Source organism: Bacillus sp. SDLI1 (assembly GCF_001553895.1).
Classification (GTDB): domain Bacteria; phylum Bacillota; class Bacilli; order Bacillales; family Bacillaceae; genus Bacillus; species Bacillus siamensis.
On record NZ_CP013950.1, the window covers coordinates 404,755 to 425,223 of the forward strand.

General features: G+C 46.9%; 19 protein-coding genes. 6 read left to right on the forward strand and 13 right to left on the reverse strand.

The window, feature by feature from the left end; translation table 11 throughout:
• Window positions 1-7: 7 nt before the first annotated feature.
• From nrdE to AUL54_RS01935, 7 genes are all read right to left on the reverse strand, one after another.
• Window positions 8-2,110, reverse strand: a complete 2,103-nt coding sequence (gene nrdE / locus AUL54_RS01905; protein ID WP_007611605.1) for a class 1b ribonucleoside-diphosphate reductase subunit alpha — start codon at window positions 2,108-2,110, stop codon at window positions 8-10.
• Complete coding sequence (gene nrdI / locus AUL54_RS01910) at window positions 2,070-2,462, reverse strand: class Ib ribonucleoside-diphosphate reductase assembly flavoprotein NrdI (protein WP_016936022.1); 393 nt, start codon at window positions 2,460-2,462, stop codon at window positions 2,070-2,072. The genes nrdE and nrdI overlap by 41 nt, the downstream gene beginning before the upstream one ends.
• 259 nt (window positions 2,463-2,721) lie before the next feature.
• Window positions 2,722-2,937: a hypothetical protein gene (locus AUL54_RS01915; protein ID WP_016936023.1), complete on the reverse strand. Its 216-nt coding sequence runs from the start codon at window positions 2,935-2,937 to the stop codon at window positions 2,722-2,724.
• Between the two features lie 82 nt (window positions 2,938-3,019).
• Complete coding sequence (locus AUL54_RS01920) at window positions 3,020-3,295, reverse strand: YmzC family protein (RefSeq protein ID WP_060962724.1); 276 nt, start codon at window positions 3,293-3,295, stop codon at window positions 3,020-3,022.
• Window positions 3,296-3,390: 95 nt separating this feature from the next.
• A complete protein-coding gene (hfq, locus tag AUL54_RS01925) occupies window positions 3,391-3,612 on the reverse strand; it encodes an RNA chaperone Hfq (RefSeq protein ID WP_003154064.1) in 222 nt (73 codons plus the stop codon).
• Between the two features lie 39 nt (window positions 3,613-3,651).
• Window positions 3,652-4,596: a tRNA (adenosine(37)-N6)-dimethylallyltransferase MiaA gene (gene miaA, locus AUL54_RS01930; protein ID WP_060962725.1), complete on the reverse strand. Its 945-nt coding sequence runs from the start codon at window positions 4,594-4,596 to the stop codon at window positions 3,652-3,654.
• A gap of 98 nt (window positions 4,597-4,694) precedes the next feature.
• Window positions 4,695-5,099 (reverse strand): YmaF family protein, encoded by a 405-nt coding sequence (locus AUL54_RS01935; protein ID WP_060962726.1) that lies wholly within the window; start codon window positions 5,097-5,099, stop codon window positions 4,695-4,697.
• Window positions 5,100-5,200: 101 nt separating this feature from the next.
• Here AUL54_RS01935 and AUL54_RS01940 point away from each other — a divergent pair, with 101 nt between their 5' ends.
• From AUL54_RS01940 to erbB, 3 genes are all read left to right on the forward strand, one after another.
• Window positions 5,201-5,506, forward strand: a complete 306-nt coding sequence (locus AUL54_RS01940) for a hypothetical protein (protein WP_060962727.1) — start codon at window positions 5,201-5,203, stop codon at window positions 5,504-5,506.
• A 138-nt stretch (window positions 5,507-5,644) separates the two neighbouring features.
• Complete coding sequence (erbA, locus tag AUL54_RS01945) at window positions 5,645-5,959, forward strand: SMR family multidrug efflux transporter EbrA (protein ID WP_016936028.1); 315 nt, start codon at window positions 5,645-5,647, stop codon at window positions 5,957-5,959.
• 17 nt (window positions 5,960-5,976) lie between these two features.
• Window positions 5,977-6,330, forward strand: a complete 354-nt coding sequence (erbB, locus tag AUL54_RS01950) for an SMR family multidrug efflux transporter EbrB (protein WP_016936029.1) — start codon at window positions 5,977-5,979, stop codon at window positions 6,328-6,330.
• Between the two features lie 13 nt (window positions 6,331-6,343).
• Here erbB and AUL54_RS01955 read toward each other — a convergent pair whose 3' ends face one another.
• The 3 genes from AUL54_RS01955 to AUL54_RS01965 all read right to left on the reverse strand — a co-directional run bounded on the left by AUL54_RS01955 (window position 6,344) and on the right by AUL54_RS01965 (window position 8,052).
• Window positions 6,344-6,796, reverse strand: a complete 453-nt coding sequence (locus AUL54_RS01955; protein WP_060962728.1) for an OsmC family protein — start codon at window positions 6,794-6,796, stop codon at window positions 6,344-6,346.
• A gap of 59 nt (window positions 6,797-6,855) precedes the next feature.
• A complete protein-coding gene (locus tag AUL54_RS01960; protein WP_060962729.1) occupies window positions 6,856-7,563 on the reverse strand; it encodes a poly-gamma-glutamate hydrolase family protein in 708 nt (235 codons plus the stop codon).
• Between the two features lie 255 nt (window positions 7,564-7,818).
• Window positions 7,819-8,052 (reverse strand): hypothetical protein, encoded by a 234-nt coding sequence (locus AUL54_RS01965; RefSeq protein ID WP_060962730.1) that lies wholly within the window; start codon window positions 8,050-8,052, stop codon window positions 7,819-7,821.
• Window positions 8,053-8,216: 164 nt separating this feature from the next.
• On the opposite strand from AUL54_RS01965, the gene AUL54_RS01970 reads away from it, so the two are divergent.
• Both AUL54_RS01970 and AUL54_RS01975 read left to right on the forward strand, forming a co-directional pair.
• Window positions 8,217-9,545: a serine protease AprX gene (locus tag AUL54_RS01970; RefSeq protein WP_060962731.1), complete on the forward strand. Its 1,329-nt coding sequence runs from the start codon at window positions 8,217-8,219 to the stop codon at window positions 9,543-9,545.
• A 182-nt stretch (window positions 9,546-9,727) separates the two neighbouring features.
• Complete coding sequence (locus AUL54_RS01975) at window positions 9,728-10,090, forward strand: protein YmzB (protein WP_016936035.1); 363 nt, start codon at window positions 9,728-9,730, stop codon at window positions 10,088-10,090.
• Window positions 10,091-10,124: 34 nt separating this feature from the next.
• Here the strand turns inward: AUL54_RS01975 and AUL54_RS01980 are convergent, their stop codons facing one another.
• Window positions 10,125-10,880: a YoaK family protein gene (locus AUL54_RS01980; protein WP_060962732.1), complete on the reverse strand. Its 756-nt coding sequence runs from the start codon at window positions 10,878-10,880 to the stop codon at window positions 10,125-10,127.
• Window positions 10,881-10,940: 60 nt separating this feature from the next.
• Window positions 10,941-11,312, reverse strand: coding sequence for a NucA/NucB deoxyribonuclease domain-containing protein (locus AUL54_RS01985; RefSeq protein ID WP_231937532.1), 372 nt, complete (start codon window positions 11,310-11,312; stop codon window positions 10,941-10,943).
• A gap of 345 nt (window positions 11,313-11,657) precedes the next feature.
• Here AUL54_RS01985 and AUL54_RS01990 point away from each other — a divergent pair, with 345 nt between their 5' ends.
• Complete coding sequence (locus tag AUL54_RS01990; protein ID WP_060962734.1) at window positions 11,658-12,869, forward strand: cytochrome P450 family protein; 1,212 nt, start codon at window positions 11,658-11,660, stop codon at window positions 12,867-12,869.
• A 138-nt stretch (window positions 12,870-13,007) separates the two neighbouring features.
• Here the strand turns inward: AUL54_RS01990 and AUL54_RS01995 are convergent, their stop codons facing one another.
• On the reverse strand, window positions 13,008-20,462 hold the full coding sequence (locus tag AUL54_RS01995; protein WP_060962735.1) for a beta-ketoacyl synthase N-terminal-like domain-containing protein: 7,455 nt from the start codon (window positions 20,460-20,462) through the stop codon (window positions 13,008-13,010).
• Window positions 20,463-20,469 lie beyond the last annotated feature (7 nt).

Genomic DNA, 20,469 nt, shown 5'->3' on the forward strand with positions numbered 1-20,469 from the left:
CCTTTAATCAAACGACACAAGAAAGACAGCTGTCCTGCCCGGTATCTTTCGTTCTTGCATAGTAAATGGTTTTGATGCCTCTATGGTGGGCATACAGATCAATACGGTTCAGATCACGAGTTGTCATCGTATCTTTCAAAAACAGGGTAAAGCTGATTCCCTGATCGATATGCTGCTGGATTGTCGCGATCATATCCACTACTTTGAACATGTCCATATCATAAGCTTCTTTGTAGAAGAACCAGTTATTAGACGCTAACCCCGGCATCGGGTAATACGTTTTGGAGTTTCCGTATGTTCTTTCCTCAATCCGTTCCATAATCGGCATAACGGAGGCCGTGCTGGATTGGACGTAGGAAATGGAGCCTGTCGGCGCGATGCACAGTCTGTAGCTGTGGTACATGCCGTTTTCAGCGACAAACGCCTTCAGCTCTTTCCAGTCTTCGATTGTCGGGATGTGCATGCCTTCAAAGAGCGCAGCGATTTTTTCGTATGCCGGCGAGAATTCTTTTTCAATATATTTATTGAAATATTCTCCCGTTGCATAAGTGGAGCCTTCATAATGCTCAAACGTTTCGCCTTTTTCTTTTGCAAGCTCAGCTGAACGCTGGATGGAATAAAAGTTCACCATCATAAAGAACGTATTCGCGAAATCTCTTGCTTCCGGGCTTTCGTAAGCAATGCCGTTTTGGGCAAGGTAGCCGTGCAGGTTCATCGCACCTAGACCGATCGACTTCATCGCTTTGTTTGCGCGTCTGACTGCCGGCGCGTTGCGGATATCCGTCGTCTCGGACACATGAGTCAGGGAATCCGTCGCGAGTTTCACCGTGCGCTCAATCGATTTATGTTTCATGACATTTAAAATATTTAAAGAACCAAGGTTGCAGGAAATGTCCAGGCCGATTTCGTCTTCCTCGTCATAATCTGTGTAAGCTGAAACCTGTGACGCCTGAAGCACCTCAGAGCAAAGGTTCGAGAATTTCACTTTTGATACGTGGTTATTCGCGTGCTCTTTGTTTACGTTATCCTGGAACATAATGTACGGATAGCCTGACTCAGAACGGAGAACGGCAAGCTTTTCAAGCAATTTGCGCGCATTCACTTTTTCTTTTTTGACGCGCGGGTTGTCGACAAGCTCCTCATACATCGCCGTCATGTCCATTTCGTCCATATGCTGGCCGTATTCTTTATAAATCGTATGAGGATAAAAGACATAAGCGGCTTTATCCTCACGCGCAAGCTCGACAAACTTGTCCGGAATCACGACGCCGATAGAAAGGGTTTTAACGCGGACATCTTCATCAGCCGAGATTTTTTTCGTATCAAGAAAATCATTAATATCCCGGTGGAAGATGTTCAGGTATGCCGCGCCTGAGCCTTGTCTCTGCCCCATTTGGTCAGCGTAGCGGAACGCATTATCAAGAAGCTTCATCACGCCTACGACGCCTTTTGTGGCGTTTTCCACATCTTTAATCGCTTCACCTTTCGCACGGAGCTTAGACAGGTTAAGAGAAACCCCGCCGCCCAGTTTAGAAAGCTGCATGGAGATGTCGATCGCTCTTGAGATGTCGTTTAAGGAATCATTGACTTCCAAAAGGAAACAGCTGACAAGCTCTCCGCGTCGTTTGCGGCCCGCATTTAAGAATGTCGGCGTGCTCGGCTGATATTCCTGGTTGATCATCAGATTCACATATTCTTTCGCTTTCTCAGTGTCGCCGTTTGCGAAGAACAGCGCAACAATTGAGATCCGGTCCTCGTAACGCTCGAGGATTCTTTTTTTGTCATTCGTTTTCAAAGCATAGTCATTATAGAATTTAAACGCACTCATGAAGGAAGGAAAACGAAACTTCTTTGCGTAAGCTGTCTTAAACACTTCTTTAATGTCTTCAAAAGAATACAGGCTTAAAAATTCTTCTTCGTAGTATTGGTTTTCAATTAAATAATCCAGCTTCTCTTTCAAATCGTGAAAGTAAACTGTGTTTTGGTTGATATAGTCAACAAAATAGCTATGTACAGCCTCTTTATCTTTATCAAACTGGAATTTTCCATCTTGTTGGATCATAATTTCGTTATTTAACTGAATCCATTTTGGCACTTGGTTTTGTGACAACTTTTTCTACCTCCTGAGTAAACAATTCAACGTCTTTCGCTGTGCCGCTGAGTTCAAATTTGTGCAAGATCGGCACCTGATATTGTCTTGAAATGGTATCGGCGCTTTTTGCAAAGTTATCGCCCCATACTTTGTTGCCGCTCGCAGCGACTCCTAATAAGAGATGGGCGTATTTTTCGAGAAATGATTGTGTTGATGCCGGTACCTGGCCGAAGTTTGTCGTGTAGGTGACCAAAACAAACGGAGTGTCCACGTGGTCCATTTCATCCACCTTGCGGATCAGCTGAAAGTCTGTTTTATTCACAAAACGCTGAACATTCCCTGTCTTTGAATCAAATATGATTTGAACCATCCTTATCACGACCTATCAAAAATAATGAATCTCTTAACACTATATATAGTATACTAACCTCTCAGAAAAACACAACATATTGAGATCGATTTATAAAAAGTTCATATTTTTGAAAGAGCGGACCTTGGTTCTGCCCCGATTAACGCCCAAAAAAGAGAGCAGAACGAGAATCATCTCTCATCCTACTCAAGGTGTCATGTGTAAGCCGATGTCTATCATAACATGAAAAAAAACTGCTTAGTAGTCTAGACTTTTATTCTTATTTTTTGTAAGAATCACATTTTTTTTCGCTTTCAACGGTCTCTTCTATTTCCGCATCAGCACCGATTTCTTTCAGCACAGCTTTCAGAGCGCTTGTGATGGAAGCCTCTCTGAGCAGTTCTTTGCCGTCAACAATGATGCTGGTTCCATATTCATAGCAGGAATCATCTTCACAGGTTTCTTCCCAATGGTTGATTATCACCTTGTGTTTCAATCGTCTCACCCTCTGCATGATCAATGTCAGTACCTAGTGTAGCTTGTGCGGCCCGCTTTGTAAATTCGAAAGCTTGTGAAATTTATTCAAGCTCATCTAACGTCGTTTCTTTTTTCAGTTCGACTTTATTTGTTTTTTCGTTGTAACGGTATATTTTTAAATAACCGTCTTCGACGACGCCGAAATGGTTATGCTCCAGCTGCACCGTGCCTTCTGTCTGCGGTTCGGCATCCGCCGAGCCGCCGTCATCATCCGTCACCACCGTTTCATGATTGCTGCATGCTCCAAACAGCAAAAAAACAGCGATCCAGACGAGCGTTATCCTGATTCTTCTCAGTTCATTCTCACTTTCGAACATTGTTTTCCAAGCCCCCTTTTATGTTGCCGATATACAGCCGGCAATATACAGATGCGCATAGAAAAAGACCATTGTTCATGGTCTTTGACAAAAGTTTATTCAAGCTCAAGCTGAACGTTTTTTTGCGGGGCGAACGTGGAGATGGCATGTTTATAAATAAGCTGCTGCTTCCCCTCCGTTTCGAGTAAGACGGTAAAGTTGTCAAAGCCTTTTACCTGGCCGCGAAGCTGAAAGCCGTTGAGTAAAAATACTGTGACGAACGTATTGTCTTTTCGGATTTGATTCAAAAACTGATCCTGAATATTAATCGGTTTCATGTTTCGTCCTCCTTGGTTCTCAATACAATACTGTTTCGATTAAATTTCCAGTTTTCCTGCTATACACTCGAAAATTTCCTTTTTTTTCTGTTCAAGATCAACAGGCGGCGTCATATCGGTCCATGAAACGGACATTTTATTGCGAAACCAGGTCAGCTGGCGTTTCGCATAACGTCTTGAATTTTGTTTTAATTGCTCCACGGCCTGAGGAAGCGGCACTTTTCCATCAAGATATTCATACAGCTCTTTATAGCCGATCGCCTGAATCGATTGGCTGTCCCGGATATTCATATCATACAGCCGCTTGACTTCCTCAAGAAGGCCGGCTTCCATCATCAGGTCAACACGCTCGTTAATCCGGCCGTACAGCACTTCTCTGTCCATTGTAAGACCGATGAGCACCGCATTGTAAAGCAGCTCCCGTTTTTGGGTTTTAAGATGTTCTGACATTGTTTTTCCCGATATGTGCAGAATTTCGAGCGCGCGGATGACTCTTCGCGTATTGTTTTGATGAATGGCTGCCGCTGCTTCCGGATCGGCCGCCGCAAGTTTAGCATGAAGAGCCTCAGCCCCTTCCTCGGCAGCCAGTTTCTCCATGCGCTCTCGGAACACAGGATCACCGGAGTGTTCCGTAAACGTATAATCATACAGCACAGACTGGATGTACAGACCCGTCCCTCCGACAATCATCGGGAGCTTTCCTCTGGCGGCAATCTCACTGATTTTTTCTCTCACCATTTTTTGATAATCGGCCGTTGAAAAAGTGTCGGACGGCTCCAAAATATCAATCAGGTGATGCGGCACGCCTTCTGTCTCTTCTTCGGTGACTTTGGCCGTTCCGATGTCCATCCCTTTATATACCTGCATGGAATCTCCGCTGATGATTTCCGCATTCAGCATTTTTGCGAGTCCGATGCTCAGTTTTGTTTTTCCGACTGCCGTCGGTCCGACGAGTATGACGACAGGCTGTTTTTTATTTTTCAATATGTATCACTCTCTTTTATAAATCTCCCCCTAATTATAGCATTCATTGCTCCATGCACCTATCCATTTTGCCCTTTTTCCTGAGCGCTAAACGTCCGCTACCACCCGATCGGCTCGTTGCCGACAACCTCTCTCGTTTTTCCTTTGAGTGTATGGCGGTGCGTTTTCCGTCCTTCCTCCCGCGGATCGTAAACGACGCCGCCGTACTGGATCTGAATCGGCTCATTGTAGGCGGCAAAGGTGGTCTCTGAAAGCTCATGGTAATGCGTTCCGTCAGCCCTCGGAATGGCAGGGCCGGAAATACCGTAATATCTGTGGAAATGCCCGTTTTCAAATGAGGTGATGCCCGTATAGAAATGTGTATGCTGATCTGTATTGCTGCCGTTCTCAGGCTGTGAGAAGCCTTCGATCAAATGGTAATGCCCCTGCACAATATCCGTTACAGCCCGGTAAGCGTGTGTGTGCGGAGGTTTTTTTGACCAATCGGACTGATACAGGCCCACAAAAGCTCACTCCTTTATTTTTTTGATAAACGCCCAATCAAAAATTGGTGGGCTGAATACTCTGTTATCATCTAAAATTTATTCTTGGAGGTACCTTAATTATGAATGAAGAATACGCATACGCAGCAGATAGTGATATGAGACAGTTTGGACGGCCTGGATTTGGGTTTGGCCGGCCGGGATTCGGGTTCGGACGTCCCGGATTCGGCTTTGGATTCGGACGGCCGGGTTTTGGGTTTGGCCGGCCTTGGTTTGGCGGGTTCGGACGTCCGTTTGGATTTTTCGGCGGTCCGTTTGCCGGAGGGCTTGTCGGGGGTCTGGTCGGAAGCGCCTTATTAAATCCGTATTTGTACGGAGGTTACGGCTACCCTTACTATCCGTACGGAGGTTATCCGTATTACTACTAAGACAATCAAAAAGGGCTCCTTTCAGGGGCCTTTTTATATAGGCCGAATGTCTTGACTTGCCGGGTAAAGTTCGGATATTATTTTATTTTACTGCCTTAAACAAAAGGCATGAAGATGATGATGAGAGGGGGATTGGATATGATTCTGGGTTATATCTTCCTCACAATTGCTATTTTATCAGAGTCAATGGGTGCGGCCATGCTGAAGGTCTCCCGCGGATTTACGCGGTTTGTGCCGAGCGCGCTTGTAGTGGCTGGCTATTCATTGGCCTTTTATATGCTTTCACTGACACTGAATCTTATTCCGCTCAGCTTATCCTATGCCACATGGAGCGGGGCCGGAACGGTGCTTGCGTCCATTATCGGAGCGAAGTGGTTTCAGGAAAAACTGGACAAGCAGGCCGTCATCGGACTCTTTTTCTTATTGGCCGGTGTCATTTTGATGAATTGGTAGAAAGGAGAGGCATGCTGATGAAAGGATTACTTTGCTTGGCATTAGCCATTGTATCAGAAGTGTTCGGGAGCACGATGCTGAAGCTGTCGGACGGTTTTACGCACCTGTGGCCCGCTCTCGGCGTCATTGCCGGAATCGGAGCCTCTTTTATGTTTTTGAGCTTTTCATTGAAAAGCCTTGATTTATCCACCGCATACGCGACATGGTCAGGTGTCGGCACAGCTTTAACTGCAATCGTCGGCTTTATTGTTTTTAAGGAAGCCATGACGATCAAAATGATGATCGGTCTTGTGTTGGTCATCACAGGCGTCATCCTGCTGAACCGTTCCAAATCTCAAAAAACGAAAAAAAATCAAACGGCCCGGAGCTGACCGTTTGAATTCGTCATGCGCGGGCGGCTTTTACTTCAACCTCAAGCTCCATCTCCACGTTTCCCTGAACCGCTCGTGAAATCATACACGACGATTCCGCTTTTTGCGCTAACTTCCTGGCCAGTGCAAAATCCGTTTCGTTTGCATCCGGCTTTAATAATATAAACGGGCGGTGAATGATTTTTTGATACGTGAACACACCGTTTGTTACATCTACAATTCCTTCAGATTCCATATGTAAATCTTCTTTATCCAGACCGCTTCTTTCCATCATTGCCGCAAGCGTTATAATATAACAGGTCGCGGCCGCTCCAAGCAGCATCTCATCAGGATTTGTGCCTTCTCCCGGACCGTCCATTTCCTTAGGAATGGACACAGCCGTTTCCAGTTGGCCGCTTTTAATATCGCCGACGTCATTCCGATTTCCGGGCCAATTTGCTTTTAAATAAAAATGATGTTTTGCCAAGGGACCATCCTCCTTTTTTTAAGTTTACTCATCTTTCACTGGTTTGTCTTATTAAAAGCTCATGAATACTCTTGATTGATCACTCTTTTTATCGTACGGACAAACCGGTAAAATTCGTCTGTTTTTGTGAATTCTCTTTCGCGGTAGTCAAAATTATCAAAAAACGCTCCCCGCTGTTCTCTGCTGATTTCAAGCTGTATGCTCAGACCTGTTTGCGCCTGATTATTGATATTTTCTGTGTCAACCCCGGCCAGACCGGTTTTTGAGGTTGCCAATTCTGCAGGAAATCCATTTCGTTTGAAAGCTCTCACCAATTTTTCCGCCCGCTTCCGGTCGCTTCCTCCGACAAGGGTATTTTTCTCGTCGCCTTTATAACCGTGAACTGCGATCACATAATGGTGCTGCTTAATGCTTTCGACGGCTAAAGGCTCATCGAACTTGGTGCTCGTAATATGAAGAGTCTGGTTATCATGCGCTTTTAATCCCTCAAACAGGTAGGTTGAATAATCATCTCTGAAAGAGCGGACGATCTCGCTCACCCCGCCCTCAATTCTCCCTCCGTGCGGCGACATGATCAATACAGGGCTCCCCTTTCGCTTATTGTACGATATATGATAATCATCGGGGTCTTCATGTTCAGCCAGATCTTTAAAATCTGTGTATGTATCTGAAGAATTCGAGGGATCAGGGTCTGACGCATAATGAGCGCATCTTATTAGTAAGACCATTGCTACGATAATGATGACATTAAGTATAATTCTTTTCATCAGCTCTCCTTCTTTGCTCCTTTCTGAAAAATGAGATATTCATTATTTGGATTTTTGTCAATAGGTCTTATCTTAACATTCTATTAACATTATCATCAGTGAAAAACTTCCCGGTTTCGAAAAATCAATTGATGGTCACGGTTCAAGCGCTCAAATGCCGGGCATCAGTGAAAAAAGGTTGAGAGAGGCAAAAAAAAAAGGGAGGAATGCCCGAATTTTCAGGGGCGGGAGATTCACAGCCGGAAACAGACGGCATCAAGAATATGCTTTTAAAAATGAATATCCGTCTCCCGAAGCAAATGCGCAGGACAGAATGGAGCCCGTCAAAAAAGTTCTCATCTGCCTTTTTGTACAGCAAAATGCCGTTACAGCCCGCTCATCCCCTTTTTTAATAATAATGGTCCGTTTTGAAATGGAGCCGTCTTTTTTCATATATATAATATCAATCGGAAGCTGCTTTTCCAAGGAATGTCTCAATATCATGTTCATGAATATACCTCCTTCTGTCGGTTTTATTATAAGCGAACAAATGTTCTTTTTCAAATGAAAAAGCCGCAAGTAACCAGCTCTCTGAAAGGACAAACAAACTGACCGAATATACTGCCTGTTCATATGGTATAGAGAGAATCGCCAGAATGGGAGGAAAAGTATATATGTTTGGTTACTCAATGGTACAAATGGTTCGGTCAAATGCTCATAAGCTGGACGGGCCGCTTAGAGAAAACGTATTACAGTTATATAAACCTTTCAAATGGACGCCTTGCTTTCTGCATCGTTTTTTCGAAAAAAAGGTGAACAACAGAAAGAAAATGTCAGTCATCATTGAATTCGAGGAAGGCTGCCATGAATCCGGGTTTCACAGCACAGGCCAGGTCCTGTCAAATGAGAAACGCTGCACGATCAAAAAGCAGTTTCACACAATTAATTGCTGCAGCGCTGAAGTCACCCCGGCCGTCCTTCACTTGCTTCTTTCTCAATGCCGGGATATCCGTAAAGTCTATTTAAACCGGGAAGTAAAAGCACTTCTTGATACGGCAGCCGAATCATCCCATGCAAAAGAAGTGATTCGAAACGGCACCGTATTAACAGGAAAAGGCGTAACCGTTGCCGTCATTGATACCGGAATCTATCAGCACCCCGATTTAAAAGGAAGAATTACCGGATTTGCAGACTTTGTGAACCAAAGGACAGAACCGTATGATGACAACGGCCACGGCACCCATTGCGCCGGTGATCTCGCGAGCAGCGGCGCTTCGTCTTCCGGAAAATATCAGGGACCCGCGCCGGAAGCCAATCTGATCGGTGTCAAAGTTTTAAACAAAACCGGATCTGGAACCTTGGCTGATATCATTGAAGGTGTGGAATGGTGCATACAATATAATAAAAAACACACTGACAATCCGATCCGGATCATCAGCATGTCACTGGGCGGAGAAGCGCTCAGATATGACAAAGAAACGGACGATCCGCTGGTCAAGGCCGTTGAAGAAGCATGGAACGCAGGAATCGTCGTCTGCGTCGCCGCTGGCAATTCCGGTCCGGAAGCTCAAACGATTTCAAGCCCCGGCGTCAGTGAGAAGGTCATCACGGTAGGCGCCTATGATGACAATGATACGGCCGCGAATGAAGACGATACGGCTGCTTCTTTCTCAAGCCGCGGCCCGACGGTGTACGGAAAAGAAAAGCCTGATATTCTTGCGCCCGGAGTCGATATCGTGTCCCTTCGTTCACCTCGTTCATACCTTGACAAATTACAAAAATCAAATCGTGTAGGGTCGTTGTATTTCAGTCTGTCGGGCACGTCGATGGCCACTCCGATCTGCGCGGGCATTGCTGCTTTAATCCTCCAGCAGAACCCGCAGCTTACGCCTGACGAAGTGAAAACACTGATCAAGGAAAGTCCGGATAAATGGACAAATGAAGATCCGAACATTTACGGAGCGGGCGCAGTGAACGCCGAAAACGCCGTGCCGAGAGAATAACTTTTATATGATGAGTAAACGGGGTCGTCTGCACCGGAAGATGACCCCGTTTTTAGTAAACAATTATAATGAAGAAACTAGTAACTCTTTAAAACCGGCTGTCAGAAAAAAAGATCAAGCGGAGCAGTGTATTTCTAAAAAAATAGGGAATAAGTATGGTGTAGATAAAAGGAGGAATAACAATGGCACTTACAAACACCGAACTGTCTGAATGGCTGCAAAAGCAGATCGGACAAACGCTTGATATTAGAAAAGGAGAGCTGACAGACAGCCGGAACGAGATTTCTGATATGGACCAGATCATGCTTCACCTTGATGATGTTCTCGTCCGCCGGACAAATCATCCCGATGACTATGTAGCTGACGAAGAACTCGTCCTAAAAGGACACGGCACAACCTATACGGAGGAAGGAAATGTCCCGCTCCCTCAAGATGCGTATGAAATCCCTTTGCTCGGCGAGATTACCATCCAAAAAGAGCAAGACGGATTAAAGGTACATACAGATCGGGCCGTTTATACAATCGGGACCCGAAAAGAGCAATAAAACGAAAAAAACGCCGTGAATCAGCGGCGTTTTTTTATTGGTTTTTTTCTTCCGAGTAACCGTGGAACATTGTAAATGCGCAAAGCATAATGCCTAAAATAATGATAATCGGGAGCCAGATCACGGCAAATTTATAATCCGGTTCGGCAAATGCGCCGATAACCGCCCCAAAGCAATACAGCACCAAGGCAAGCGCGCGCAATACCGCATCTCTCGTAAACTGCTTCCGCTTGTCCGCTTTGTAAAACCTTGCGGTGAGATCTTCAAAAAAATTAGCAAGCGTTCCCGTTAATACAGTAGTCGAAATCCCGGCTACTCCAAGTTTTCTCGCGGCTGTTGTCTGCATTCCCATTGCGAAGCTGAGCAGCATAATCAGCACATAAACAGAAATGGATTCTGCAAAAAAGCAGGAGAACAGAGCAAACAAAAGTAAAACAGCCCCTTCAATGATCAATGCGGCAGTGACCGCAGGAGGCCAGAATGATTTCTTTTTATTGCCGACAAGCCAAGCCGCGGCCATAACGCCTGCAATAAATCCGATTAACGAGGTTAAAGATTTGAGTACGGCAAGATGCCATGAGTTGCCGATCGCCATGCCGAACAGAACGATGTTCCCCGTCATGTTGGCGGTAAAGACGTGTCCTAAACTTAAATAACCGATCACATCCACAATTCCCGCAGTTAAACAAAGAAGCAAAAGTGCAATATTTCGGTATGTAGTCACCGTCAATGTGATCCAATCCTTTCTCATGCTGAGTCCAACATATAAGTTTACTCTTCGCCATTTCATATGTCCAGCCGGTACGCCGCCTTTTCAAAGCATAAAAAAACTCCGGCGCGCCGGAGAAGGTTACTGAACGATAAATAATACTTTCGTGCCGTCGGAATACCTGCTCATTTGATTTCCAACCCATGAGCCGGCCCCGCGATTGTCCGAAGGGGTTACATATCTGATATCAGCTCCAGCCCCGCCTTCTGTACAGACTGCCATCGGCCATTCATCACGGTCAAACCCGGGCTTTGTCGGAATTCCTTTCAATGATTCTTTCCTTCTATCCTCAGCTCCGCCGCGATCAATTGTACAAATGTCAGAGTGCCCTGCCGAAATGGCGTCTTTTATATGATTTCCCGTCTCCGGATATTTTAACAGCGGGAAATAAAGCACCTGATCGTATCTGGACGCGGCTCGGGCAGTATTCTCAGAATGAGTCCCGGCGCTCATAAAGCTGAACTGAAGAGAGATCACCAAAAGCAGACTTGCCGCCCATTTCATAAACGCAGTCATTCACAGCCTCCTTAAGAAGTTGATATGAAGCGTAAATATGTATATTAGCCGGATTCGGCACACATGATGAATTGGCAAAAAAAGTTTGCTGTTTTGTTGATAATCAACGAAAATGACGGCTTTACGGTTTCTCTATTGAACAAGCTTCTGATTCCCTATATATTTTAGACATACTTATGCGCCGTTGTAATCAGTGTCTTCAGCGGATAAAAGGAGGAATGCCGACCGGCAGTTTGTTATGTCTTAAGTCTTTCTTAAAAACATGAAGGCGGGGAAATCAAGATGGAAAAAATAATGTTTCATCCACACTCATTCGAGTTTCACGAGAACCCTTTTGCGGTTTTAAGCACTTTCAGAGAGCAGGATCCCATACATAAATTCGAACTGCAGCGTTTCGGGGGCACCTTTCCGGCTTGGCTCATCACGCGTTATGATGATTGTATGGCGTTTCTAAAGGACAGCAGAATTACGAGAGATGTAAAACGGGTCATGCCGAAGGAGCTGATCGCAAAGCTGAATGTCAGTGAAGATATAGATTTTGTATCAGAGCATATGCTGGCAAAGGACCCGCCGGATCATTCACGCCTGCGGTCTTTGGTGCATCAGGGGTTCACTCCCCGGATGATTGAGCAGCTTCGCACCGGGATAGAATGGATTACAGAAGAGCTGCTGGATGAAATGGAAACAAAAACAGATCCTGATATCATGAGAGATTTCGCCGCTCCGCTTCCGTTTATCGTCATTTCAGAGCTGCTCGGAATTCCGAAAGAGGACCGCGCCTCATTTCAGGTGTGGACAAACGCGATGGTCGACACGTCAGAAAGCGGACGAGAAGCGACCAATCAGGCGCTAAAAGAGTTTAAACAATATATGAAAACACTGATCGAAGAAAAAAGAATACATCCGGGTGAAGACTTGACGAGCAAGCTGATTTACGCAGAAGAGGACGGCCAAAAGCTGAGTGAATCAGAGCTTTATTCCATGCTGTTTTTGTTAGTCGTTGCCGGACTTGAAACAACGGTTAACCTTCTCGGCTCCGGCACACTGGCGCTTCTTTTGCACAAAGACCAGCTGGAGAAGATAAAGCGGCAGCCTGAAACTATCCAGACGGCGGTCGAAGAGCTTTTGCGTTATACCTCTCCCGTCATCATGATGGCGAATCGATGGGCGATTGAAGATTTCACCTATAAAGATGTTTCCATTAAAAAAGGCGATATGATATTTATCGGCATCGGTTCAGCCAATCGGGACCCGGAATATTTCGATGATCCTGATACATTAAATACAGCGAGAACACCGAACCGTCATATCTCTTTCGGCTTCGGCATTCATTTCTGTCTCGGAGCTCCGCTCGCCCGGATGGAAGCATCTATTGCCTTTACAGCGCTTGTAAAACGGTTTCCGAATATAGAGCTGAAGGGAGCGCCTGAGGATTTATCATGGAGAAAGAATGTGTTTTTAAGAGGGCTTGAAGCACTGCCTGTCAGATTATAATATCCGCCCCCATATTGGGGGTTTTTAAATATCTTATTAACAGGAAACAACAAGTAACTATGAAAATTTAGTACATAGTAAATTTAGTTCTCATTAGTCAAAAAGAGCTGCCGGATTGCTCCGGCAGCTCTTTCTATATTACCGTTTTACCAACTCATTTGTTTCGTCCAGCTTTTTTCTGAAAGAATTAAGGAAATTGGCGCTTATCGTTCCTTTATTTGCGTACAGTTTTTCACAGAATGCCTTAATCGCGTTTTGCGGTTTTGATTCCGACAGCATTGTAACATGATTAGAAGACTGAACATCCAGCAGGTAAAATTGTTTTATCTGCCGTTCCCATTCTTCCCAATACGCCTCATGGTCTAACAGATTTTGTTCTTCCTCTGCTGTCAGATAACGTTCAAGATCTCCGAGGAACAAGCCGGTTTTATTACGGAAATAGTAGCACTGCAGCGTTTCCGGATGCGGCAGCGGCTTTATCTCATACTCTTCCATTCCGTAAGCGAGCTGCGTCTTCATCATTTGCTCCATCTGCATCCGGATCGCTTCTTCCGGTTTTGGCAGTCCGCGCTCTTTGGCAAGGCTGATCAATTCATTCAATACAGCCTCTTCCCCAGCCTGCACGTTAATGTCTTCCCTGCTGATTAATGCGTCTTCAGGATTTTCAGGCTTGAGATATGCCGTAAGCATCGTATTGATCGTTTGCAGCATGACTGACTTGACAGATGGTTTTCTTTCTTTCCATTTTTCACTGTACGGGGTATCAATCATGACGGCGCTTTTCACCGTATGACCTTCCTCCTGCAAGAGGCGCGCCGTTTCATATGCGAGCATTCCGCCTAAGGAATATCCGCCGAGGTCATAAGGGCCTTTCGGCTGTACCGCTTGAATGATTTTCGCATAAGAAGCGGCCAGCTCTCCGATTCCTTGCAGCGGATCTTTCCCTGTCAAACCTCTTGCCTGAATGCCGTAAAAAGGACGCTGGCTTTTTTTGGCGAATGGCTGATACGCTTCGACGCCACCCGTTCCTCCATGAAACCAGAAAACAGGACGTCCTGTTTCTCTTTCATTGAGCTTGACGAGTTCGGGAAATTTCCCTTCCCCATCCTGCGATTGGTTCGTTTTTAACAGCAAGCTGAGCTCCTTAAGAGTGCCGCAGTTCTGAAGAGCTTCCAGACTTACTCGGCAGTCTGTGTCTTCAAGTTTTTTCAGAAGCTGAATACAGGACATTGAATCGAAGCCGTATTCAGTCAGCGGCTTATTTGGGTCCAGTTCCGCTGCGTCCATTCCTAAAATGTCAGCCGCTATGTCAGCCGCGCCCCCGCGGCGGAACTGTTGATTCTCTAGAATCGGTTCAAGGCTGTTGTCTTCTGTCTGACTGCCGTTCCAATACTTATGTTTTTCAAAAGGATATGTCGGAAGCGGCACTCTTTGAACAGATTTGCCTTGATGGAGTCTGTCCCACGGTATATCCGCACCTTTTACCCAGCAAAATGACAGCTTTTCCAGATTGTTTTCAGCCAAAAGCGCCTCCGTGACGACTGTACCGAGCGTCCCTTCCAGTAAAATGCCGATGTCTCCTGCTCCAGTCTGCTGACTGCCGGTAAAGAAGCTTTTCACTCCATTGCTTTCTCCGCAAAACTCTCTGTAGTCTCTCAGCTTTTCCAACAGTTCATCTTGATTGCGGGCAACGAATGCCAGGCGGCAATTCATCGCCTCGCGGCCGGTCTGGAGCGTATAAGCAATATCCCGCAGTGACGGAGTATGTTCAGCTTGTATGAAATCGGCCAGCTGACCTGCGGCCGCCTTAAGCCGGCCTTCGCTCTTAGCAGACATCACGATAAGCTGCGGTTCATGCACAGATTCTTTGTCTTTAGGGCTCGGGCTGTACTGTTCCAAAACGACATGCGCATTCATGCCGCCGAATCCATAGCTGTTAATCGCGGCCCTGCGCGGAATCGGACTGCCTGTACGGTCGGTAAGCTGTGTCCATTCTTGATTGTCTTCAGTGAATCGGAAACGGCTTTGCTGATTGGTCATTTGCTCATTTGCGGCAGTGAAACCGGGAATCCCCGGGATGGTATGATGTTTCATGGCCATCGCCACTTTTATAAGGGCGGCCAGTCCGGAAGCGAGTTCGCCATGACCGATGCAAGGTTTCACGGTGCTGATGTAACAAGGCGCGCTTTCCTCCTCATTCGCAGACCCGCCGTAACCCGCTTGGATTGCATTGAACTCAAGCGCATCTGCCATTTCGGAGGCGATGCCGTGCGCTTCAATGTATGTGACGGTTTGCGGGTCAACATCGGTGTTTTCGTACGCTTTTTTCATCGCAGCCTTCATCCCCGCGGGATTCGGCGCGTGAAGCGACATGCCTTTACCGCCATGAGACACCCCGGTTCCTTTAATGACCATGTGAATATGATCGCCGTCTTCAATTGCCGCCTCAAGCGGTTTGATGATGATAACGCCCGCACCTTCACTTCTGACAAAGCCATCGGCATCTTTTTGGAAAGATTTCGCCCGGCCGTTTTTGCTTAAATATCCCATTGCGTCAAAACCGATAAAGCCCTTCGGCGACTGCAGAATATTGGCGGCGCCCACGACAGCCTGCTCACATTCGTTATGACGGATTGATTGAACCGCCCTGTGCAAAGCCACCAGTGTTGACGTGCAGGCCGCCTCGTAATATTCGCTCGGTCCTTGTAAATTCAAGGCATATGATATCCTGTTTGGGATTATGGACGGAATGGCTGTTCCATTGTTCGGGTCGCTATTGCCCGCGGCAACGAAAACGCCCGTCGGTCTGCTTGATAACGTCTTACTCGTCAGGCCCGCATCCTCCATTGCCTTCCATGTATGCATCAAAAGCAGAAACTGCTCCGGTCCCATTTGTGAAGCTTCTTTAGGAGAAATTCCGAAAAAGAGCGGGTCAAATTCTCCGACGCCGTCAATAAAACCGCCCCATCTGACACCTGTGTCATCCTCATCACCTGCGTAACGGCGCCAGTCCCAGCGGTTCGCCGGAATTTCTGAAATACAGTGATCTCCGTTTACGATGTGCTCCCAAAAAGACTGGATATCCGGAGATTGCGGAAACTGGCCTGACATACCGATAATGGCGATTCCTTGTTTGATATTGCCGTTATCACAAGGCTGATGCTGTTCCTTCGGCATAGTGCGCTCTTCTGTTTCCATGACCTTAGCCTCTTCTGAATGCTTATGATCGGCAAGCAATTGAGAAAACTTACTCTCATACGCTGACGCAAAGTGGCGGGTCAGCTCTTCTGCCGTCGGGTACTCGAAAAACAATGTCGGATTCACATCGATTTCTGCCTCTTGACCGATCTCTTTTGTCAGTCCGATCAGGCTCGCTGAATCAAGCCCCAATTCCATAATATTTACATCAGAACGCAGGGATGGCACAGGTTCACTCATCATTTTGGCAAGCTTGCCAAGGACATAGCTGCGGATGTGATCTGTCAGACTGCCGGCAGAAACCGGTTGCGCCGGGCTTTTAACAGCCGTTCGGGCCGGCTGATTGATCTGTTTCGTTTCCGGACGGAACCGTTTAAGGGCATAGCCTTCATAACACATCACCACTTCAGATCGGCTGCTGATGACATCTGCGTTAAACAGGATCATTTCCCCTGTTTGTTTGGCCAGCTTGATATGCAGCCAGCAATTATCGAGATCTGCCGGGCTGCTGAAGGTGACGGCATTAATGCCGAACGGCAGATAGCTTTCCGCATCGGCTTGGTCCAATAAAGAAAGCGCGGCCAAGTAAGCACTGTTGGCGATTAACGGATTTATGGCGTAATGATGCGCTTGTTGTGAGCCGATATTATTCAGGTTCAGCTTTGCTAACACCGCATCAGTGCCTTTGTACAAGCGTGTGATCGTTTTAAATTCTTCTCCCCACACGACGGTACCCGTGCCGTCGCCGTATAACTTATCTATCCCCACTTCCCGGTAAGAACGCTGAATGGCTGCCAGATCCGCGTGCTGCTTCTGAAACGGATACGGACTGCACTCGGCATACGCCGCTATGCTCCAATCAGGAGACGTGCAGCTGCGGAACATCATGCTCAGTTCAAATGCATCCCCGTTTTGCTTCGATACAGTTTTCAGCTCGATGCGATCGCCTTTTTTTACGGCAATGGGATTGACGTAATTCAGTTTTTTAATTTGTCCTCCTTCCGCTTCAGGAAAGAGATGATAAAACTGCTCGGCTGCCAGGCTTTTGTATGTAGCGCCGACGAGGACAGGTTCTCCGCTGAATTGATGCCCCTGCACATATGGATCATCATCACTGTATATCACCTGAACGCCGGCAGCGTTTTCTGATTCACCGAACTGAAAAGAAGTCCGGCGGTCAAAAGCATAAGCCGGCAAATGAACAGCGTGCTCTTGCTGCAACTGATCAAACGTGATATTCTCTCCTTTTTCCCATTGCCGCGCCCGATGGCCGACAGCAGAATCGGAGCGGCTCCGGCCCGGCTGATCCGCGCGGTAAGAGACCAGCTCGTTCAGCAGTTCCTCTATGGAAGAAGCCGTAAATGCCGCCCGATACTCCGAATGATGCGTTCTTTTTTGCAGAGCGGATGCAATGGCGGCCGGATGAAGAGACGGCGTTTTTTCTAAAAAAGCCGCCAGCCTGTCAAGATAGGCTTCAAAACTCCATTTCGTTTTCGCTGACACGGGGAAAATATATTCTTCATTGCCTTGACGGGCATGATCGGAATTCGGACTGATATATTCTTCTACGATCAGGTTTGCATATGCCCCGCCTGCCCCGAAGGAATTGATCATGCTTCTCCGCGGGATGATGTCTCCCGTCTCGGCATCCTTCAGACGCTCCCAATACTCGGTTTTCTCCTGCAGATAAAAGGCCGTTTCTTCAAGCGAGATATTCGGATTTTGCGGTTTTGCGTTAATCGTCGGAACTAACGTTTCCCGCTCCATTTGCAGCAGCACTTTCGTGAGCTGGGACATACCGGAAGCCGCCTCTAAATGGCCGAGATTTGACTTGACAGATCCAAGCGCGCAAAAACGTTTTTTACCGGTATATTGCGAGAACGCGTTTGTCAGAGCAATGACCTCAATCGGATCTCCCAATACAGAGCCGTTTGCCGCTGATTCGACATAACTGATTGTTTCCGGATTGATTCCGGCTTTGCTGATGGAAGCCGCCATGAGCTTCGCCTGCTGTTTCGGATCCGGAGCCGTGTACATCTGCCTTCCGCCGCTATGGCACAATGCGCTGCTTTTAATGACGCCGTAAATATGATCGCTGTCGGCAACCGCTTTGGAGAGCGGCTTCAATAGCACTGCCCCGACCCCTTCTCCCGGCATCAGGCCTGTGCCGGTTCCGAAGCTTTTGCTTTCACTTCCCTGTTCAAGCAAATTCGCCCGTTCAAGCGCATCATATTTAGACGGTTCAAGCGTGAGATTGACCCCTCCGGCAATCGCCATAGAACAGCTGTTAAGCTTCAGGCTCTCACAGGCGAGATGGATGGCGCTCAGTGAGCTGGAGCATGCGGTCGTGACGCCCATGCTCGGACCCGTTAAATTGAAAAAGTGAGAAATGCGGTTAGCGATATGCCAATCCCCTCCGTTAGAGCTGAGCGCGGCTTTTTCCAATGACGGGATATTCCAAAAATATTGATTGTACATACTGCCCATAAATACACCGATGCCGCTGTCTGATTCCTGCCATTTGTTTAATCTTTCTAACGAGTAGCCGCCGTTTTCAAATGTTTCCCATACGGTTTCAAGGCTTAACCGGAGCTCAGGCGTCATCTCCATCACATGGTCTTCCTTAACGTCAAACAAGTGATGGTCAAAAGCGTCAATATGCTGCAGAAATCCGCCGTACCTTGTTTTGCGATCTTCTTTTCGTGTTTCTTTTGCCATTGTTTTCAGAAGACCGGACTTCCATCTGTTTTCCGGGGCTTCTGAAATACAGCTGTCTCCGGCTTTTAAATGCTCCCACAGCTCATCGAGGGTTTCAGACTCAGGGTAGCGGCCGCTGATGCCGATAATCGCAATGTCGTCACGATCAGAGCGATCAGCGGCGGCGGTTTCTTTTTCTGGCTTTGGCGCGTCCGGCTCTTTTGGTTCAGTGATAAATCGCCGCGTTTCCGTGACGAGCGGCACCGGTTCAGCCATTACAGGTTCCGGATGCTCCGTTTCAGGAGGCGCTTCTTCAGCTCCAAATGCCTGTTTAAGCTTATCCGGGTAAGTTTCCAGCAAATACTCGGCAAGTTCTTTCGTATTCGTATGTTCAAATAAGACCGTTTTCGGCAGCTCGCCCGTCAATGTTTCCAGTTCACGGATGAAATTCACCTGCAAAATGGAATCGATGCCGTATTTTTCAAAGCTCGTTTCCGGCTGAATGCGCTCGGGAGCAAGCTTTATCGACTTGGCTAACGTTTCTTTTATGAATTGCACGGTCCGGTCTGTCACTGAGAAAGCCGGTTCTGTAAAATCAGCCGGCTCTTTGGAAGCCGCAGTTTCTTCAGCCGCCTGCGCGTCCGGCTGTTTTTGCCTGATGACGCCGTCGCTTTCTGCCGCTACGATCTGCTGGCCGAGCTGATGTGACGACTCCGCCATAAATGTAACGTACCGATATCCCTCGCTTTCCAGCACGGACTGCCACGCTTCAGGATACAGCCCCGGGCACCCGGGAATACGCAGTTCGGCGTCTTCATACAGCCACCAGCCTTCTAAAAGACCGAATGTCAGGTGAGAATAAACCGAATGGCTGCTGATCTCATTTAATAGCAAAATCCCATTCTTTTTAAGCACTGCTTTGGCATTGCGAAGCGTCTGCCGAATATTTTTTGTCGCGTGAAGCACATTTGCCGCAATCACCGCGTCATATGCGCCCGCCTCTACACCCTGCAAAGCCGGGGGCTCCTCCACGTTAAAGCGCTTATAAGTCAAATACGGATTGTCGGGGCCGTATTCTTTTTCAGCATGCATGAAAAAGGCCTTTGACAGATCGGTATAACAATATTCTTTTACATGATGTTTGTACTCTTTTAATCTTTTGAAAACGGCCGCGCTTGTCCCGCCCGTCCCCGCTCCGATCTCTAGTATCCGGATTTCTGCGTTCGGGTCTTCTTTCAGGCGTTCATCAATGAACGCCGTCAATGTGTCAGCGAGCACTTCATTAAAGTAGTCTGCCGTTTCATTGTTTTTATAAATTCCTTCTACCAATTCCATTGAGGAATCAGGAAACAGAACATCAGTGGCAGAAACTCTGCCGGATAAAATATCCGGCAAAGCTCTGAGGGCTGTCTCCACTAAAGTGATCATCGCCTGTTTACTGCTGTCCTTGAGTAAAGGAGCTTTCTTTTCATCCCATTCTTTCCACAGCACGTCCGCACGCTCTATCGGACCTGTTAACACATACGTACTGCCTGACTGTTTCAAAAAGCCTTTTTGCACCAAGATGGAGATGCTTTCTTCCAGCCACCTGCCGTAAAACCCCTGCAATACAGGCTTTGTCTCGTTTTCTGTAAAGAATCCGACAGATTTCAGCTGGCCTGCCAATAGTTTGTAAAGAAGATCTTCAGTGTTTTGCAAAGCCGTC

Coding starts and splice junctions, on each gene's coding strand:
- AUL54_RS01940 (WP_060962727.1), top strand. CDS start 5,201: ATGAATGAAGAATACGCATACGCAGCAGATAGTGATATGAGACAGTTT.
- AUL54_RS01960 (WP_060962729.1), bottom strand. CDS start 7,563: ATGAAAAGAATTATACTTAATGTCATCATTATCGTAGCAATGGTCTTA.
- hfq (WP_003154064.1), bottom strand. CDS start 3,612: ATGAAACCGATTAATATTCAGGATCAGTTTTTGAATCAAATCCGAAAA.
- AUL54_RS01980 (WP_060962732.1), bottom strand. CDS start 10,880: ATGAAATGGCGAAGAGTAAACTTATATGTTGGACTCAGCATGAGAAAG.
- erbA (WP_016936028.1), top strand. CDS start 5,645: ATGATTCTGGGTTATATCTTCCTCACAATTGCTATTTTATCAGAGTCA.
- erbB (WP_016936029.1), top strand. CDS start 5,977: ATGAAAGGATTACTTTGCTTGGCATTAGCCATTGTATCAGAAGTGTTC.
- AUL54_RS01990 (WP_060962734.1), top strand. CDS start 11,658: ATGGAAAAAATAATGTTTCATCCACACTCATTCGAGTTTCACGAGAAC.
- AUL54_RS01965 (WP_060962730.1), bottom strand. CDS start 8,052: ATGAACATGATATTGAGACATTCCTTGGAAAAGCAGCTTCCGATTGAT.
- nrdI (WP_016936022.1), bottom strand. CDS start 2,462: ATGGTTCAAATCATATTTGATTCAAAGACAGGGAATGTTCAGCGTTTT.
- AUL54_RS01970 (WP_060962731.1), top strand. CDS start 8,217: ATGTTTGGTTACTCAATGGTACAAATGGTTCGGTCAAATGCTCATAAG.
- AUL54_RS01920 (WP_060962724.1), bottom strand. CDS start 3,295: ATGTTCGAAAGTGAGAATGAACTGAGAAGAATCAGGATAACGCTCGTC.
- AUL54_RS01975 (WP_016936035.1), top strand. CDS start 9,728: ATGGCACTTACAAACACCGAACTGTCTGAATGGCTGCAAAAGCAGATC.
- AUL54_RS01985 (WP_231937532.1), bottom strand. CDS start 11,312: ATGAGCGCCGGGACTCATTCTGAGAATACTGCCCGAGCCGCGTCCAGA.